The organism is Streptococcus sp. TATVAM-FAB8, from assembly GCF_046592795.1.
In the GTDB taxonomy this organism is placed as follows: Bacteria; Bacillota; Bacilli; order Lactobacillales; family Streptococcaceae; genus Streptococcus; species Streptococcus ruminicola.
Map to the genome: position 1 here is coordinate 89954 of NZ_JAWVPQ010000006.1, position 16045 is coordinate 105998.

General features: G+C 39.3%; 18 protein-coding genes. 4 read left to right on the forward strand and 14 right to left on the reverse strand.

Translation table 11 applies throughout. The annotated features are described in order from the left end of the window. The first annotated feature begins 9 nt into the window (after positions 1–9). The 3 genes from SFC32_RS05170 (at position 10) to serS (ending at position 2895) form a co-directional block, all read left to right on the forward strand. Entirely contained in the window at positions 10–921 is a 912-nt protein-coding gene (locus SFC32_RS05170; RefSeq protein ID WP_411049347.1) for a PTS system mannose/fructose/sorbose family transporter subunit IID, read from the forward strand. A gap of 77 nt (positions 922–998) precedes the next feature. Beyond that, on the forward strand, positions 999–1370 hold the full coding sequence (locus SFC32_RS05175) for a DUF956 family protein (RefSeq protein WP_411049346.1): 372 nt from the start codon (positions 999–1001) through the stop codon (positions 1368–1370). A 247-nt stretch (positions 1371–1617) separates the two neighbouring features. After that, positions 1618–2895: a serine--tRNA ligase gene (gene serS, locus SFC32_RS05180; protein WP_411049345.1), complete on the forward strand. Its 1278-nt coding sequence runs from the start codon at positions 1618–1620 to the stop codon at positions 2893–2895. Positions 2896–3022: 127 nt separating this feature from the next. Here serS and SFC32_RS05185 read toward each other — a convergent pair whose 3' ends face one another. The 14 genes from SFC32_RS05185 to SFC32_RS05250 form a co-directional block, all read right to left on the reverse strand. Next, entirely contained in the window at positions 3023–3796 is a 774-nt protein-coding gene (locus SFC32_RS05185) for an acetyl-CoA carboxylase carboxyl transferase subunit alpha (RefSeq protein WP_074603744.1), read from the reverse strand. Further along, complete coding sequence (gene accD, locus SFC32_RS05190) at positions 3793–4659, reverse strand: acetyl-CoA carboxylase, carboxyltransferase subunit beta (protein WP_074603747.1); 867 nt, start codon at positions 4657–4659, stop codon at positions 3793–3795. The genes SFC32_RS05185 and accD overlap by 4 nt, the downstream gene beginning before the upstream one ends. 8 nt (positions 4660–4667) lie before the next feature. Then, the gene (locus SFC32_RS05195) at positions 4668–6038 is read right to left on the reverse strand and encodes an acetyl-CoA carboxylase biotin carboxylase subunit (RefSeq protein WP_093815963.1); all 1371 of its coding nucleotides are present in this window, start codon (positions 6036–6038) and stop codon (positions 4668–4670) included. An 87-nt stretch (positions 6039–6125) separates the two neighbouring features. Then, positions 6126–6548, reverse strand: coding sequence for a 3-hydroxyacyl-ACP dehydratase FabZ (gene fabZ, locus SFC32_RS05200; RefSeq protein WP_003067515.1), 423 nt, complete (start codon positions 6546–6548; stop codon positions 6126–6128). Continuing rightward, positions 6545–7021 carry an acetyl-CoA carboxylase biotin carboxyl carrier protein gene (accB, locus tag SFC32_RS05205; RefSeq protein ID WP_074561347.1) on the reverse strand — a complete coding sequence of 159 codons (477 nt, stop codon included), beginning with the start codon at positions 7019–7021 and terminating at the stop codon, positions 6545–6547. Before accB ends, fabZ begins: the two co-directional genes overlap by 4 nt. A 2-nt stretch (positions 7022–7023) precedes the next feature. Next, positions 7024–8256 carry a beta-ketoacyl-ACP synthase II gene (gene fabF / locus SFC32_RS05210; RefSeq protein WP_006531083.1) on the reverse strand — a complete coding sequence of 411 codons (1233 nt, stop codon included), beginning with the start codon at positions 8254–8256 and terminating at the stop codon, positions 7024–7026. Between the two features lie 66 nt (positions 8257–8322). Further along, positions 8323–9054, reverse strand: a complete 732-nt coding sequence (gene fabG / locus SFC32_RS05215) for a 3-oxoacyl-[acyl-carrier-protein] reductase (RefSeq protein ID WP_411049344.1) — start codon at positions 9052–9054, stop codon at positions 8323–8325. 9 nt (positions 9055–9063) lie between these two features. Beyond that, on the reverse strand, positions 9064–9984 hold the full coding sequence (gene fabD / locus SFC32_RS05220; protein WP_039695984.1) for an ACP S-malonyltransferase: 921 nt from the start codon (positions 9982–9984) through the stop codon (positions 9064–9066). A 45-nt stretch (positions 9985–10029) separates the two neighbouring features. Then, on the reverse strand, positions 10030–10998 hold the full coding sequence (gene fabK, locus SFC32_RS05225) for an enoyl-[acyl-carrier-protein] reductase FabK (protein ID WP_074603751.1): 969 nt from the start codon (positions 10996–10998) through the stop codon (positions 10030–10032). A 164-nt stretch (positions 10999–11162) separates the two neighbouring features. Beyond that, positions 11163–11387 carry an acyl carrier protein gene (locus SFC32_RS05230; RefSeq protein WP_006531079.1) on the reverse strand — a complete coding sequence of 75 codons (225 nt, stop codon included), beginning with the start codon at positions 11385–11387 and terminating at the stop codon, positions 11163–11165. A 61-nt stretch (positions 11388–11448) separates the two neighbouring features. Then, the gene (locus SFC32_RS05235) at positions 11449–12423 is read right to left on the reverse strand and encodes a beta-ketoacyl-ACP synthase III (protein WP_411049343.1); all 975 of its coding nucleotides are present in this window, start codon (positions 12421–12423) and stop codon (positions 11449–11451) included. A gap of 2 nt (positions 12424–12425) precedes the next feature. Next, on the reverse strand, positions 12426–12860 hold the full coding sequence (locus SFC32_RS05240) for a MarR family winged helix-turn-helix transcriptional regulator (protein ID WP_039695988.1): 435 nt from the start codon (positions 12858–12860) through the stop codon (positions 12426–12428). Between the two features lie 115 nt (positions 12861–12975). After that, a complete protein-coding gene (locus SFC32_RS05245) occupies positions 12976–13764 on the reverse strand; it encodes an enoyl-CoA hydratase (protein ID WP_039695989.1) in 789 nt (262 codons plus the stop codon). Positions 13765–13954: 190 nt separating this feature from the next. Then, complete coding sequence (locus SFC32_RS05250) at positions 13955–14602, reverse strand: HAD family hydrolase (protein WP_133017812.1); 648 nt, start codon at positions 14600–14602, stop codon at positions 13955–13957. Positions 14603–14698: 96 nt separating this feature from the next. Here SFC32_RS05250 and SFC32_RS05255 point away from each other — a divergent pair. Beyond that, on the forward strand, positions 14699–16045 hold a 1347-nt coding region (locus SFC32_RS05255; protein WP_411049342.1), incomplete at its 3' end, for an aspartate kinase.

The following is a 16045-nucleotide window of genomic DNA, read 5'->3' on the forward strand; positions in this document are numbered from 1 at the left end:
GGTACAAACATGGCTGAAAAACTTCAATTATCAAAATCTGATCGTCAAAAAGTTTGGTGGCGTTCTACTTTCCTTCAAGGATCTTGGAACTACGAACGTATGCAAAACTTAGGTTGGGCATACGCTTTGATCCCTGCTATCAAAAAACTTTATACATCTAAAGAAGACCGTTCTGCTGCTCTTGAACGTCACTTGGAATTCTTCAATACTCACCCATACGTTGCTGCTCCAATCATCGGTGTAACTCTTGCCCTTGAAGAAGAACGCGCAAATGGTGCTGATATTGATGATACAGCTATCCAAGGGGTTAAAATCGGTATGATGGGACCTCTTGCTGGTGTTGGTGACCCAGTCTTCTGGTTTACAGTTCGTCCTATTCTCGGTGCACTTGGTGCTTCTCTTGCTGCATCAGGTAACATCGTTGGTCCACTTCTATTCTTCTTTGGATGGAACATCATCCGTATGGCATTCTTGTGGTACACTCAAGAACTTGGTTACAAAGCTGGTTCTGAAATCACTAAAGACCTTTCAGGTGGTATCATCCAAAAAATCACTAAAGGTGCTTCAATCCTTGGTATGTTCATCTTGGCAGCCTTGGTTGAACGTTGGGTAAACGTAAACTTCACTGTTGATCTTCCTTCAACTCAATTGTCTAAAGGAGCTTACATCGAATTCCCTAACGGAACTGTTACAGGTGAAAAACTTCAAGAAATCCTTGGTCAAGTTGCACAAGGTCTTAGCTTGACTCAACAACAAGCTAACACTCTTCAAGGTCAATTGAACGCATTGATCCCAGGACTTGCTGGATTACTTCTCACATTCTTCTGTATGTGGTTGCTTAAGAAAAAAGTTTCACCAATTACAATCATTATCGGATTGTTCATCGTCGGTATCGTTCTTCACGTTATCGGTTGGATGTAATAAAAGAAAGGAAGGATTTCGGTCCTTCTTTTTTTATTATGTTATAATAGACTAAAAGCTTAAGCAGAGGAGATAACATGGCACAATCAATTAATTCTACCGTGGAATTAACGACTACTGGTGTTTCTTACCTTGGTATGGGGGGGAAAGTTGGTAAATTCCTTCTCGGTAATAAAGGACTTGAATTCTATAGCGATGCTAACGTTGAAGATTATATTCAAATTCCTTGGGAAAACATCGAAAAAATCGGCGCTAACGTTTCTCGTAACAAAGTCAGCCGTCACTTTGAAGTCTTTACAGACAAAGGGAAATTTCTTTTTGCCTCAAAAGACTCAGGAAAAATCTTAAAAGTGGCTCGCCAACATATCGGAAATGATAAAGTTGTTCGTATGCTTACACTTGTTCAAGTCCTTACGAAAAAACTAACAGGATTTGTCAAAAAGAAATAAATCTAGTATAATAAATAGTACGGATAAGTAAGGGTGGAGCTCTTTCAGAAAGTCTGCGGTTGCTGTGAGCAGATAGAGCGACAGGTCTGAAATTCTACCGTTATATCAATTAAAAATAGAAATTAAGTGCACAGGATGTGAAGCTGGATGGAACCGCGCGATTGCGCTCCAGCAGTTAACATGCTGTGCTTTTTGTTCATCTGGGCACAGCTAACCCTATGAGCGCTAAAAAAACTGGAGGAAACTTATGTTAGACATCAAACGTATTCGTAACGATTTCGACGAAGTCGCTAAAAAATTGGCTACACGTGGCGTTGCTGCTGAAAAACTTTCTGAACTTAAAGAACTTGACGACAAACGTCGTGAATTGCTTGTTAAATCTGAATCAGCTAAAGCTGAACGTAACACTGCTTCTGCAGCTATCGCTCAAGCAAAACGCAACAAAGAAGATGCTTCTGAACAAATCGCTGCAATGCAAAAATTGTCAGCAGACATCAAAGCTACTGACGCTGAACTAGCTGAAATCGATGAAAAATTATCTGAATTCACAGCAACACTTCCAAACATCCCAGCTGCTGATGTTCCTGTCGGTGCTGACGAAGACGAAAACGTTGAAGTTCGTCGTTGGGGAACACCTCGTGAATTTGACTTTGATATCAAAGCTCACTGGGATCTTGGTGAAGATCTTGACATCCTTGACTGGGAACGTGGTGCAAAAGTTACTGGTTCTCGTTTCCTATTCTATAAAGGTCTTGGAGCTCGCCTAGAACGCGCTATCTACAACTTCATGTTGGATGAACACGCTAAAGAAGGCTACACAGAAGTTATTCCTCCATACATGGTAAACCACGACTCTATGTTTGGTACTGGTCAATATCCAAAATTCAAAGAAGATACATTTGAATTGGCAGATTCTGACTACGTTCTTATCCCAACTGCTGAGGTCCCACTTACAAACTACTACCGTGGTGAAATCCTTGACGGTAAAGAACTTCCAGTTTACTTCACAGCGATGAGCCCATCATTCCGTTCAGAAGCTGGTTCAGCTGGTCGTGACACACGTGGTTTGATTCGTCTTCACCAATTCCACAAAGTTGAAATGGTTAAATTCTCTAAACCAGAAACTTCATATGATGAATTGGAAAAAATGGTTGCTAACGCTGAAAATATTCTTCAAAAACTTGGTTTGCCATACCGCGTTATCACACTATGTACTGGAGATATGGGATTCTCAGCTGCTAAAACTTACGACCTAGAAGTTTGGATTCCAGCTCAAAACACTTACCGTGAAATCTCAAGCTGTTCAAATACTGAAGACTTCCAAGCACGTCGTGCACAAATCCGTTACCGTGACGAAGCTGATGGTAAAGTTAAACTTCTTCACACACTTAACGGTTCAGGTCTTGCAGTTGGACGTACAGTTGCTGCTATCCTTGAAAACTACCAAAACGAAGATGGTTCTGTAACAATTCCAGAAGTACTTCGTCCATACATGGGTGGAGCTGAAGTTATCTCACCTAAATAATAAATCTAAAACACCTACTAATCACTTGATTAGCAGGTGTTTTTGTATAAGAAAAAATCCCCTTTGAACCATCCTCAAAATCAAGAAAATGATTTCTATGACTTGAGGCTAGTACAATGCGGGATTTTTAAAATTTTCTAAAGCGTTGATAACGATTTTCAAGTAATTGTTCCAAAGGAAGTTGGCTAAGCTCCTCTAGTTCAGAAATAAGATTTGTCTTAATCATCTCAACGATTTCGCTTGAGAAATAACCATGTTCTGGAATCACTTTATCTATAACTCCCATATTATAAAGTTCTCCAGCTGTTATTTTCATCAGTTCTGCTGCTTCGGTTGCACGTGAACCATCTTTCCAAAGGATTGAAGCAAAGCCTTCTGGGCTCAAAATCGCATACATGCTGTGTTCAAGCATCCAAACCTTATCAGCTACAGCGAGCGCTAAAGCACCACCAGAGCCACCTTCTCCAATGATAATAGCAATAATCGGCACCTTAAGATTGCTCATTTCAAGCAGGTTACGCGCGATTGCTTCACCTTGCCCGCGTTCTTCAGCACCAACACCTGGATAAGCTCCAGCAGTATTGATAAAAGTAACGACAGGACGACCAAATTTCTCGGCTTGTTTCATCAAGCGAAGCGCCTTGCGGTAACCTTCTGGATTCGGTTGACCGAAATTGCGTTTTAGATTCTCCTGTAAATTTTTCCCTTTTTGAATACCAATAACTGTCACAGGACGACCGGCAAGTCGAGCAATTCCCCCAACGATTGCTCCATCATCAGCAAAATGACGATCTCCATGAAGTTCCATAAAGTCATCAAAAATCAAATTAGCATATTCCAAGGTTGTCAAACGCCCTTGATCACGCGCTTCTTTCAAAATTCTTGATACGTCGCTACTCATTTGGCACCTCCATGAAACGCAACTAATTTAGCAATTGTGTCTGGCATTTCTGTACGTTTAACAATGGCATCCACAAAACCGTGTTCCAAAAGAAACTCTGCTCTTTGGAAATCTTCAGGTAAGTTTTCGCGCACCGTTGTCTCAATAACACGACGACCGGCAAAACCAACCAAAGCTTGCGGTTCTGCTAGGATAATGTCACCTTCCATGGCAAAGCTTGCTGTCACCCCTCCTGTTGTAGGGTCAGTCAAGATTGTCAAATAGAATAAACCAGCTTCAGAGTGACGTTTAACAGCAGCTGAAATTTTCGCCATTTGCATCAAACTCATAATACCTTCTTGCATACGAGCACCACCTGATGCTGTAAAAATAACAACAGGTAGTTTTTCAGCAGTCGCCATTTCAAATAAACGCGTGATTTTTTCGCCGACAACTGTTCCCATTGAAGCCATGATAAAGTTAGAGTCCATGATAGCAAGTGCTACTTTTTCTCCCTTAATCAAAGCTTTACCAGTCACGACAGCCTCTTCAAGGCCAGTCTTTTCACGCATTTTAGCTAATTTTTCCTGATAACCAGGAAACTTAAGTGGGTCACTTGTTTCAAGCCCAGTAAAGAGTTCTTCAAAGCTTCCTTCATCTACTGTAATCGCCAAACGTTCTTTAGCAGAAATACGGAAGTTATAAGAACAAGCTGGACAAATCTTTGCAACCCCTAAGTCTTTTTGATAAATCATGTGCTTACAAGCTGGACACTTGGCAAACAATTCATCAGGAACCTCAGGAACTTCGCGAGGTTCCGATTGTTTAATAGAGTTATTGGGAGTAATTCGGATGTACTTATCTTTTTTACTAAATAAAGCCATGAAATCTCCTAATCATTTTCCTTATTGTAGTTTGGTAAAAATGTCTCCATCAAGAATGAAGTATCATAATCCCCTGCAATCACATGCTCATCACAAATCAAATCCATTTGGAATTCAACGTTTGTTGTCACACCTTCAATTTCCAATTCATAAAGGGCACGTTGCATTTTCATCAAAGCATCAAAACGATTTTCACCATGAACGATGATTTTAGCAATCATACTGTCGTAATATGGTGGAATGGTGTAGCCATGATAAACAGCAGAATCCACACGTAAGCCCACACCACCACTTGGCAAATACAAGTCAGTGATTTTACCAGGACTTGGCGCAAAGTTAAATTTCGGATTTTCAGCATTGATACGACATTCGATAGCATGACCTGTGATTTTAATGTCGTCTTGTGTCACAGACAATTCTTGCCCTGCTGCAATACGAATTTGTTCTTTAACAATATCAACACCAGTGACGAATTCTGTTACAGGGTGCTCAACTTGAACACGCGTATTCATTTCCATGAAATAGAATTGTGATGTCTTTTCATCAAGCAAGAATTCAATCGTACCTGCATTTTCATAACCAACGGCTTTGGCTGCGCGTACAGCTGCCTCACCAATCTTACCACGAAGGGTTTTACCGATAGCAATTGATGGACTTTCTTCAAGCACTTTTTGGTTATTACGTTGAAGCGAACAATCACGTTCACCAAGGTGAACCACATTACCGTAAGAATCCCCTAAGATTTGAACTTCGATATGACGAGCCGGGTAAACCACTTTTTCAATGTACATAGCACCATTACCAAAAGCTGCCAAAGCTTCTTGAGAAGCTGATTCAAAAGCTGGTACAAGGTCTTGGGCTGATTCAACTTTACGGATTCCTTTACCGCCACCACCAGCTGAGGCTTTTAGCATCACTGGATAGCCGAGTTTTTCAGCAACTTCAAGAGCTTGATCAGCCGTAAAGACTTCACCATCTGATCCAGGAATAACCGGAACATTAGCTGCAATCATTTCAGCACGGGCATTGATTTTATCCCCCATCTTATCCATGATTTCAGCACTTGGTCCGATAAATTTGATGTGCATTTCTTCACACATGGTTGCAAATTTTGAGTTTTCACTCAAAAAACCAAATCCAGGGTGAATGGCTTCAGCACCTGTTACAATAGCAGCTGACAAGACGGCATTCATATTAAGATAAGAGTCTGTCGAACGAGCTGGACCGATACAAATTGCTTCATCAGCCAAAATCGTATGCAAAGAATTTTTATCAGCTTCAGAATAGACAGCTACCGTATTGATTCCCAATTCACGTGCCGCACGAATAATACGTACCGCAATTTCTCCACGATTGGCAATTAATATCTTTTTAAACATACGTCTGCTTTTTCCTCCTATTTGGAATGTATTAGCATTCCAGTCAAAATTCTTTTTTTGTCACAGTTTACGTTAAACTACTATTTCTTAACTACCAATAGCAAACGTCAATGTGCCAGAAGCTGCTAATTTCCCATCAACTTCTGCTTTTGCCTCAACCACAGCAATCGTACCACGGCGTTTGACAAATTTCGCTGTCATAATCAATTGGTCACCTGGAACAACTTGTTTTTTGAAACGTACTTTATCCATTCCGGCATAAAAGACCAATTTCCCTTTATTTTCTTCTTTTGAAAGTTCTAGAACACCTGCTGTTTGAGCAAGAGCTTCCATGATGAGAACCCCTGGCATAACAGGGTATTCTGGAAAGTGACCGTTAAAAAATGGTTCATTGATTGTCACATTTTTAACAGCAACAATTTCATCATCACTCACTTCAAGCACACGGTCAACCAAAAGCATTGGGTAACGGTGTGGTAGAGCTTCACGAATTTGTTTAATATCAATCATTTAATACGTACCAATCCTTGTCCAAATTCAACAACGTCTTCGTTATTTACCATCACTTCTGTCACAATACCATCTTTTGGAGCTGGAATTTCATTCATGACCTTCATAGCTTCAATGATTAACAAAGTTTGACCTTTTTTAACAGCATCACCAACTGATACAAAGGCTGGTTTATCTGGAGCTGGTGCAAGGTAAGCTACCCCAACAAGTGGACTTGGTACTTCTTCACCTTCAGCAAAAATATCAGTATCAGCTGCTACTTCAGCCTCAGCAGGTGCTGCTGCTTGTGGTGCTTGTGCCGCAGCCACTTCAACAGGAGCTGAAACAGGTGCTGCTGCAGCAACTGGTGCTACAGGCGCAGTGTATTCATTTTTACTAAATGTTAATTCAGACTCACCTGTTTTAAATGAGAATTCACGTAGACTTGACTGGTCAAATTGAGCCATCAAGTCCTTCACTTCAGAAATATTCACGCTTAAGCCTCCCAACGTTTAAATGCTAGAACAGCATTGTGTCCGCCAAATCCGAATGTATTTGAAATGGCATATTCTAATTCTGCTTCTTGACCTTGTCCGTAAACTACATTTGCTTCGATATCTTCTGACAATTCACGAGTACCAGCAGTCATTGGAATGTAGTTGTGGCGAATAGCTTCGATAGTTGCGACAGCTTCAACAGCACCAGCAGCACCAAGAAGGTGTCCTGTGAATGATTTTGTTGAAGATACTGGAACATCTTTACCAAGGACAGTGACGATAGCTTTGCTTTCACCTTTTTCATTAGCTTGAGTTGATGTACCATGTGCGTTAACATAGTCAACATCTTCTGGTGAAATACCAGCTTCTTTGATAGCCAATTCAATAGCTTTTGCAGCACCTGAACCATCAGGAGTTGGTGTTGTTTGGTGGTAAGCATCACAGTTGCTACCATAACCAACAACTTCAGCAAGAATTGTTGCACCACGTTTTTGAGCGTGTTCAAGACTTTCAAGAACAAGCACACCAGCACCTTCACCCATAACAAAACCATTGCGATCTTTATCAAATGGAATAGCAGAGCGAGCTGGGTCTTCTGTTGTAGAAAGGGCAGTCAAAGCATTGAAACCACCAATACCAATTTCATTAATTGTAGATTCAGCACCACCAGCAAGAATCACATCATGGTAACCGAATTTAATTTCACGGAATGCTTCACCGATAGCATCGTTAGATGAGGCACAAGCAGTTGTGATTGATTTACATACACCACGCGCACCAATACGAAGAGCAATGTTACCAGCAGCCATATTTGACAAAGCTTTAGGGATGAACATTGGTTGAATACGTTTGATACCTTTTTCGTGCATACGAATGATTTGTTCTTGCATTTCTTGCAAACCACCGATACCAGATGATACGATGACACCAGTACGGTCACGATCAACTGTATCCATATCAAGTTTTGCATTTTCAAGAGCTTCTAAAGTCGCATAAATCGCATAAAGTGAATATTGATCCATGCGGTTTTTATCTTTACGAACAAAATATTTATCAAAAGGAAAATCATGGATTTCCCCAGCATTATGAACTGGGATTTCAGAATTATCAAATTTAGTAATTGGTCCGATACCAATTTTACCGTCATGAAGATTGTTCCAGAATTCTTCTGGTGTATTTCCGATAGGGGATGTTAAACCGTAACCTGTTACTACAACTCTATTTAATGTCATTTTTGTCTCCTTTTAAGAGAAATTATACTTCTAATTTTAAACTATTACAGCAAAGCAAACAATAGTTTACATTGCCATACCACCATCAATTGCAATGACTTGTCCAGTCAAGTATTCTTGCTCAGCTAAGAAGCTTGCTACTGTTGCCACTTCTTCAGCTTTACCGATACGTTTCATCGGAATACCTGCCAAAATAGCTTCTTGCATTTTTTCAGGAATCGCATCAGTCATATCTGATTCAATAAATCCTGGTGCAATAGCATTCACGCGAACGCCACGCGCAGCAACTTCACGCGCAACTGATTTTGTAAAACCAATCAAACCAGCTTTTGAAGCTGCATAGTTTGCTTGACCTACATTTCCTGTCAAACCAACAACGCTAGATAAATTAATAATAGCACCCTGACGCGCTCTCGTCATCGGTTTCAAGACTGATTGTGTCATGTTGAAAGCACCTGTCAAATTCACTTTAAGCACTGATTCAAAGTCAGCTTCAGTCATTTTCAACATCAATTTATCATTTGTGATACCAGCATTGTTAACCAAAATATCAACAGAACCAAGTTTCGCGATTGCTTCATCAACCATGCGTTTAGCATCATCAAATTGTGACACATCACCAGAAATGGCAGCAACTTTCACTTGATAATCTTTAAAACTATCAATCAATTCTGCTGAAATTTCTGAACGACCGTTAAGCACTACATTAGCCCCAAGGCTTGCAAAACGGTGGGCAATAGCTAAACCAATTCCGCGGGTTGACCCAGTTACAAAAACATTCTTATTTTTGATATCCATGACTATCTCCTATTTTTCTAGCAAAACACTTAAGCTTGCTTCATCTTCAACACTTGCTGTTGGAATACTTCTGTCAATTTTACGAAGGAAGCCACTCAAAACTTTACCTGGACCAATTTCAATAACTTCTGTCATGCCAAGCTTACGCATGGTCTCGATAGAATCATAAAAACGAACTGGTTCTTTCACTTGTCTAGCAAGTAAAGCTTTGATATCGCCGTACTGCATGACTTTAGCTTCTGTATTTCCGATCAAAGGAATTTCAAAATCAGAAAAAGTCACTTTATCAAGTACTTCTGATAAACGTTTGCTAGCAGGTGCCAACAAAGCAGTGTGGAAAGGTCCTGAAACTTTCAAAGGAATCAGGCGTTTCACACCGGCTTGCTTAAGCAATTCCACAGCATAATTCACAGCTTCAGTCTCACCACCAATCACAATCTGTGCTGGTGTGTTATAGTTAGCTGGTGTCACTACACCTTTAATAGAAGCTTTTTGACAAATCTCTTCAATAAGAGACGCTTCTGTATTCATGACAGCAACCATTTTCCCAGTTCCAGCTGGAGCTGCAGTTTCCATAAATTCTCCACGTTTTGCCACCAAAGCAACAGCATCTTCAAAGTTTAAAGCTCCTGAAGCTACCAAGGCTGAATACTCACCAAGTGAAAGCCCTGCAACCATATCTGCTTTAAAGCCCTTCTCTTGCAATAAACGATAAATCGCAACAGAAGTTGTCAAAATAGCTGGCTGTGTGTAGCGTGTTTGATTTAATTTATCCTCTTCCTTATCAATTAAATCACGAAGATTATAGCCAAGAATAGAACTAGCTTGATCAAAAGTCTCTCTTACAATAGGATATTTTTCGTATAAATCACTTGCCATTCCAAGTTTTTGAGCCCCTTGACCAGCAAATAAAAAGGCAGTTTTCGTCATTAAATCCTCCCAAACGGAATTTGATTTTTTATTTAAATAGAAATTTTAATCTTTCTCAATATCAGCCCAACGTTTAGCTTCTTCTAAGATAACTTCTTGAGCTCCATAGTAGAGATCTTTTAAGATTTCTTCACATGTTTCTTCTTTACGAATCAAACCTGCGATTTGACCTGCCATGACTGAACCAGTCACAACATCACCATCGACAACAGCATTACGCAAAGCACCTGCTCCCAATACTTCTATGTCTTCTTTTGTCTTACGACCTGCCAAGAAGTCTTTCTCTGCGTGAGCATATGATGTTGTCAATTTATTTTTAACGGCACGTACTGGATGTCCAACGACAGACGCAGAAATAACCGTATCAATATCTTTTGCTTTTAAAATTTTGTCTTTGAAGTTTTGGTGAGCATTAGATTCTTTGGCAACAGCAAAGCGAGTTCCCACTTGAACGGCTTCAGCACCAAGCATAAAGACAGCTGCTGCACCACGTCCATCACCGACACCACCAGCACCAATAACTGGAATACTAACCGCATCAACAACTTGACGCACAAGAGTCATTGTTGTCAATTTACCAATATGACCACCAGCTTCCATACCTTCAGCGATAACCGCATCTGCACCAAGTTTTTCCATACGTTTTGCAAGCGCAACACTAGGAACAACTGGAATGACAGTGATACCTGCTTCGTGAAAACGTTCCATGTATTTACCTGGATTACCAGCACCAGTTGTGACAACTTTGACCCCTTCTTCAATCACAAGATCAACAATGTCATCAACAAATGGTGACAAAAGCATAATATTAACACCAAAAGGTTTATCAGTAATTTGTTTAACCTTATCAATATTTGCTTTAACAACTTCTTTAGGGGCATTACCGCCACCGATAATACCTAAACCACCAGCGTTTGAAACGGCACCAGCCAAGTCACCATCAGCAACCCAAGCCATACCTCCTTGAAAAATTGGATATTTGATATTTAATAATTCTGTAATACGTGTTTTCATGTTAAACCTTCTTAGTCTTTACCAAACAATAATTTGATAGTCAAACTATCATAATAAGAAGAGAGGGAGTAAGATAAGTTTTCGCTTACTAGCAACCTATCCCACAGCCCTTTCTACTAAATATATAGTGGAGTTAGTTTTTAATCCCAACTCCAGCCATGTCATTATTTTGTTTTTTCTTCAACGTAAGCAACCAAGTCACCTACAGTGTTAAGACCTTCTTCAGTTTCGATTTGGATATCAAATGCATCTTCGATTTCTGAGATTACTTGGAAAACATCAAGTGAGTCAGCATCAAGTTCATCGAAAGTAGTTTCCAATTTAACTTCTTCTGCTTCTTTACCAAGTTCTTCAACGATAATTTCTTGTACTTTTTCAAATACTGCCATGATTAATTTCTCCTTAATAAATATATATAAATTTATCTCATGCTAATGCACAAGTTTGTAACTAGATTTTAACAATTAGGCTTCCCCATGTCAAACCTCCACCAAATCCTGATAGAAGAATTGTCTGAGAACCATCTAATTTGATAAGTCCCTTATCCACTGATTCTGATAAGAGAATTGGAATACTCGCCGCACTGGTATTACCATATTCCATCATATTTGCCAAAAACTTATCTCGGTCAATAGACATTTTTCGTGCCATTTTATCCAAGATGCGAATATTAGCCTGATGCAAAAGCAAATAGTCAAGATCTTCAGCTGAAACTTCAGAAGCATCAATAAGAGTCTTGATACTCTTAGCCACATCTCTGATTGCAAAATCAAAGATAGCCCTACCATCCATTTTCAAGAACTTATCATCCTCTTCTTTTTCAGAAAATGGTGAAGACAAGCCAACTTTGGCTGATGTCAAGCTAAGACCACGACTTCCATCAGTATTTAATGATTCTGCTAGGAAATGTTTAGTTTCTGTTGCTTCAAGCAAAACACCACCAGCACCATCACCAAATAAAACTGAAGTGCTTCGGTCAGACCAGTCCAGTGTTTTTGACAATGTTTCAGCACCAATGACGATACCGCGCTTATAGATACCCGATTGAATAAATTTATCCGCAGTCGAAAGAGCAAACACAAAGCCACTACATGCTGCTGTCACATCCATGGCAAAAGCATTTACAGCACCGATATTTCCTTGAATACGAGCTGCTGTTGACGGCATCAGACTATCAGGGGTAATTGTTGCAACAATGATGAAATCAATATCCACAGCTGATAAACCAGCTTTTGAAAGTAGTTGCTTGGCAACTTGCGTCCCTAAATCACTAGTTATTTCATCTCGAGTGATATGTCGTCTTCTAATTCCCGTACGTGATGAAATCCATTCATCGCTGGTGTCCATGATTTCAGACAAATCATCGTTTGTAATCACTTGTTCAGGGGCATAGGCTGCTGCCTGAGCAATTCTTGCAAATACCATTATTACATTAACTCCTCAAGAAACTTGTGAAGATTTTTAAGCCCTCTCAAAAGAGCTTCTAGTTCTTCTTCATTCATGTCTTCCGCAATATGAGAAACCATATTTTTGTGGAATTTATGATGAAGCCTATCTAATAATCTTCCTTTTTTTGTCAAAGTTAAATGAACCACACGACGGTCCAATTTCGAACGTCGTCTTTCAATATAACCTTTTGCCTCAAGCTTATTTAAACTAGTGGTTATTGTACCGAGGGTCAACATCAACTCACGTGCAATATCACTTGGAGTCACATTAGAATTCTTACCAATAATTTCAATGGTATGCATTTCCTTTAATGAAACATCGTTGAATTGACTTGTTCGCAAACTAGTCTCTTCGATAACCTGAACACGATTAAAAATATCAACCAAATATTCATTAATTCTATTATAATCCAAGATTTCACCTCCTAAATAAACTTTGACAATCAAAGTATATCAAACATCAAAATATTTTGCAAGGTATTTCGGGTCAAACTGGAAAAATAATTTGAAAATCAAACTATTATTTACATTACTTTCCTGAAAATTTCGGACGACGTTTTTCAGCAAAAGCACGAACACCTTCTTTGAAATCTTCCTTAAAAGCTAATTCTTCTTGAAGTTGCAATTCAAGTTTTGTATAGTCTTCCCAGCCTTCATATTGGGCTTTCCAAGACATTTCCTTGATGGCACGGTATGAATTAATTGAACCGCGAAGCAGACGTTTCGTTAACTGATTTGTCGTTCTTTCTAGTTTTTCAGATTCACAAAGACGATAAACAATGCCATATTCAAAGGCTTTTTCTGCATTTACCCCTTCACCAGTCATAGCTAACTGAACCGCACGTGTTGTTCCGATAGCGCGACTCATCAAGAAAAGTCCTCCAGCATCTGGAGCAAGACCAACACCAACAAAGGCTTGAATAAACTTGGCTTTTTCACTTGCGACCACAAAATCCGCCGCAACAGCCATATTTGCTGCTGCACCAGCAACCGCACCATCTACGCTCATAATCACTGGTTTTGGTAATTTTTTCATGGCAAAGGAAATTTTATTAACTAAACTTGCAATTTCAACTAGCGATTCGACGTTATCAGATTCAACCGCACGTTGCATCTCAGCCAAGTCCCCACCAATTGAAAAGACTTTACCAACTGCTTGAATGACCAAAATTTTCACAGAATCATCTGTTTTCACTAAGTCTAAAACCTCAAGAATTTCTTGACAAGTTGGAATATTAAAACCATTCGAAATATCTGGGCGATTCAAGGTCAAAGTTGCGACTTCTCCCTTTTCATAAATCACATTATCGAAAGACATCTACCTACCTCCATCAGATGTGATAAAAATAGTTTGATAATTTAACTATTTAGCACCAGCTATTTTAGCACATTATTCATTGATAAATCAAGAGAAAAATGGCATTTTAAGTAATTTAGTTTGACTTTTTAATATTTAAATTATCAAACTATTATATAAAAAAAGTAGGAGTAATCCTACTTTGACATCATTATTTGCTTAATTCTTCAATAACTTGTGTTAGATTGTTCACCAGACGACTTGCCTTACTTTGGTTCATATCAAATAACTGATCTTCAATCGCCCAAACCTCTAAATCGGCAGAAACACCAGCCTGAATACCTTTTTCACTATCTTCAATAACTAGCGTTTCGTCATTGTTAAAGCCAAGTTGTTTTCGTGCTTCTTGATAAATCGCAGGATGTGGTTTTCCCTTTTCAAATTCCTCACCTGATAAAATCACTGAAAAATATGCTAACAACTGAGTTTCCTCAAGAGCTTTCAAAATATCATGTTTAGTTGAGCTAGAAGCTAGCCCTAAACGGTACCCCTTTTCAAAAAGTCCTTTGACCACTTTAAAAGTATCTTCAAAAATCAAGTCTTTGTAAGGAAGCGGATGCGTTTTTTTGTAAATAGAATACTCTTTTTGCAGCTGATCAGTATCCCATTTGTCCAAATCATCACGCAAAATGTCTGGCCAGATTTGTTTCATATTACCGCCGATAAAGAAACTAGGTGGTAAGTGCTTTATACTGATCCCTTTGTCAGCCAAAAACTTCTCGCGACGGCGATAATAAAACGTCTCAGTATCGAATAAAACACCATCCATATCAAAAATAATTGCTTTAAATTTTTCCATTCCTCTATTATACTATCTTTTTATTTGAAAAACTACTGACAAGTTTTCAGAATTTTGCTATAATTGTATACAAATTTTAGAAAAGTGGAGAAGGTCATGAAAGTAATCAAATTTGGTGGTAGTTCACTGGCTTCGGCTGAACAACTAAAAAAAGTTTTGAATATTGTGAAATCTGATAACGAACGACGTTTTGTTGTTGTATCAGCACCCGGAAAACGTAACTCAGAAGATACTAAGGTAACCGATGCTCTTATTAAGTATTACAAGAACTACACCTCAGGTGATGATGTCACTGCTGCACAAGAATGGATTATTAACCGTTACCAAGCCATTGCAGATGAGCTTGGACTCAGTTCATCAATTATGAGCAAAATTGCAGGTGCGATTACAAATCTTGCGACACTTCCTATTGAATGTAACGAATTCCTATATGACACATTTCTTGCAGCTGGTGAAGATAACAACGCAAAACTTGTAGCAGAATTTTTCCGTAAAAACGGCCTCAATGCACGCTATGTTCACCCTAAAGAAGCAGGTATCATTGTTTCAAGTGAACCAGGAAATGCTCGTATTCTTCCATCAAGCTACGATAAACTCGAAGAATTACGTGATTCAGAGGAAATCCTTGTTATCCCAGGTTTCTTTGGGGTAACAGTTGATGGTCAAATCTGTACATTCTCACGTGGGGGGTCAGATATTTCAGGTTCTATCGTTGCAGCAGGTGTTAAAGCAGACTTGTACGAAAACTTTACTGATGTCGATGGTATCTTTGCAGCTCACCCAGGAGTGGTTCACAAACCTCACACAATCCAAGAATTAACATACCGTGAAATGCGTGAACTTGCTTATGCTGGATTTTCAGTGCTCCACGACGAAGCACTTATTCCTGCTTACCGCGGTAAAATTCCTCTCGTTATCAAAAACACCAACAACCCTGAACACCCAGGAACTCGAATCACACTAAAACACAGTGGACCAACTGTACCTGTTATTGGTATCGCAGCTGATGACGAATTTGCAAGTATCAACTTGTCTAAATACCTCATGAACCGCGAAGTCGGATTTGGTCGCAAAGTCCTTCAAATTCTTGAAGACCTAAATATCCGTTGGGAACACATCCCAACAGGTATCGATGACATGTCAGTCATCGTTCGCGAACGTGAACTTACACCAATCAAAGAACAAGAAATCACTTCATACTTAACTCGTGAACTTGGCGTAGATGAAGTCGATATCGAACACAATCTTTCAATCATCATGATTGTAGGTGAAGATATGAAAAATCATATTGGTGTCACAGCAACAGCAACCAAAGCTCTCTCAGATAAGCACATTAACTTGGAAATGATTTCTCAAGGATCAAGCGAAGTATCTGTCATGTTCGTTACACAAACAGAACACGAAAAACAAGCCGTTCGAGCACTTTACAAAGCCTTCTTCCGC